Here is a 1,985-nt window from a genome sequence, read left to right as displayed (position 1 = left end):
TCGGAAAGAAGCAGATCAGCGCCACGATCAGAATTTTGGACTCGATCCCGAAACCGAACCAGATGATCAGGAGCGGCGCGATCGCGACCTTCGGGATGGTCTGCAGCGTGATGATATAGGGCCAGACGATCTTTTCGATGATCGGGACCAGCGCAATCGCGGCCCCCAATGCGATACCCGCCGCCGCGCCGGCGGCAAAGCCGAAAATAATCTCGGAGATCGTATAGAGCGCTTCGCGCAAGATTGTCGGCGTCGTGACGTCGGTCAGAAACTGGCTGATCAGTTTGCTCGGGGCTGGCAGCAGGAAGGCCGGCAGCACACCGGCGCGGACGCTCAGTTCCCAGCCGGCCAGCACCGACACCAGGATAACGGCGCTCAGCACGCTGCCGAGATCGAGCAGGCCGCCGCCGGCGCGTGGGGCTTTCGCTTCGGGGGCGGAGAACGTCGCGTCGTGAAGACCGGTTTGCGCCATTTCACATCTCCGTCCTGGCCAGCAGCAGATGCCTGATATGCGAGGCATAGCGGCCGAACTCCGGATCGCTCATCATATCGAGCGACCGCGGACGCGGCAGATCAATGGTGATGTCGTCCATGATCCGCGACGGCCGGCCGCTGAGAACGACGACGCGATCCGACAGATAAACCGCCTCGCTGATCGAATGGGTGACAAACACCACCGTCTTTCGCGTCCGCGACCAGATCGCCTGCAACTCGCCGGCCATCTGCTCGCGGGTCAGAGCGTCCAGCGCACCGAATGGCTCATCCATCAGCAGCAATTCGGGATCACTGGCCAGAGCACGCGCGATCGCCGCGCGCTGCTGCATGCCGCCCGAGAGTTCGAATGGATATTTCTTCTCGAACCCCGCGAGACCGACCATCTTCATCAGTTCGCGGGCGTGCTCGGCGCCAGCCTTGCGATCGAGCCCCATCACGTCGATCGGCAGCATGATGTTGTCGAGAATTGAGCGCCAGGGCAGCAGCAGGGACTCCTGAAACACGACGCCGAGCCGCGGCCGCACTTCGCCCCGCGGAATGTCGCGGTAGCGAATCACGCCGGCTGACGGCGGCAGCAGGCGGCCGATCATCTTGAGCAGCGTGCTCTTACCGCAGCCGGAGGGGCCGACGAGCGAAATGAATCCCCCGCGGGGCACGTCGAGCGAAATCTGCTCGATGGCGTTGATGCTTTCGCCGCTGCGGCTGGCGTATCGCTTGGCGACGTTCTCGACCTGGATAAAGGGCGCCGCGGCGCCTGCCCGCGGTGAGGTAGCTGCTCGGTCATTCATCGCTTGTTTTCCCAGCGCATCGCCTCCTGCTCCCCGGTCGATGTCGATCAAGGCCATGTCGATCGCCTTCGGCGCTCAGCTGATGACCGCTGTGAAGTCACATACGATCAGCGAGTCGCCCTCACCCTGGTGCAGCAGGGCGTGACGAGCCGGACGCGACGCCGCGTCCGGAAACATCTTTAGCCATTCCTCGTTCAGCGCCTTGCGGTCGGAGAGATTGCGCAGCCACACCGTCATCTTGATGATGTGCTCGGGCTTGCCTCCGGCCGCCTCGATGATGTCGCGGACGTTCCTGAACATGGCGGCGCATTGCGCCTCCAGCGTCTCGGGCAGTTTGCCGGTTTTTGCATCCTTGGCGCTGATGACACCGGTCATTACGATGTCCCCGATCCGGCTCGCCGCAGGAATCGGATTGCCGTGCTTGTAGCCGGCTACTTCGATACTTCGTCGCATCTATAAAACTCCGTTTGCTTCAACGCCCGCGAATGCGCGCGAATCAGAAGCCGAACAGCCTTGCCGGGTTGTCCACCAGGATCTTTTGGCGGACGGCCGGATCGTCCGTGTAGCGATAAAACAGTTCGAGCAGGTCGGCATCGTTCGGCATGAATTCGTCGTGCAGCGGATGCGGCCAATCGGAACCCCAGATCAGGCGATCCGGATTGGTCTTGATGTATTCCTTGCCGACGCCGATGCATTCGTCGA

Annotated in this window: 4 protein-coding genes; all 4 read right to left on the bottom strand. The window is 62.3% G+C overall.

The window, feature by feature from the left end:
• Positions 1–472: ABC transporter permease (locus VGP39_RS09480; RefSeq protein ID WP_414644613.1), on the bottom strand; the 472-nt coding region annotated here is incomplete at its 3' end.
• Between the two features lies 1 nt (position 473).
• Positions 474–1,283, bottom strand: a complete 810-nt coding sequence (locus tag VGP39_RS09475) for an ABC transporter ATP-binding protein (protein WP_327567848.1) — start codon at positions 1,281–1,283, stop codon at positions 474–476.
• A gap of 75 nt (positions 1,284–1,358) precedes the next feature.
• Positions 1,359–1,736 (bottom strand): RidA family protein, encoded by a 378-nt coding sequence (locus VGP39_RS09470; protein ID WP_327567847.1) that lies wholly within the window; start codon positions 1,734–1,736, stop codon positions 1,359–1,361.
• 43 nt (positions 1,737–1,779) lie between these two features.
• Positions 1,780–1,985, bottom strand: a 206-nt coding sequence (locus tag VGP39_RS09465) for an amidohydrolase family protein (protein ID WP_327567846.1), incomplete at its 5' end; no start/stop codon positions are given.

Origin of the sequence: Bradyrhizobium sp., assembly GCF_036009065.1 — a bacterium.
In the GTDB taxonomy this organism is placed as follows: Bacteria; Pseudomonadota; Alphaproteobacteria; order Rhizobiales; family Xanthobacteraceae; genus Bradyrhizobium.
Note: the sequence above shows the minus strand (reverse complement) of the source record. Positions and strands in the feature narration are given on the sequence as shown.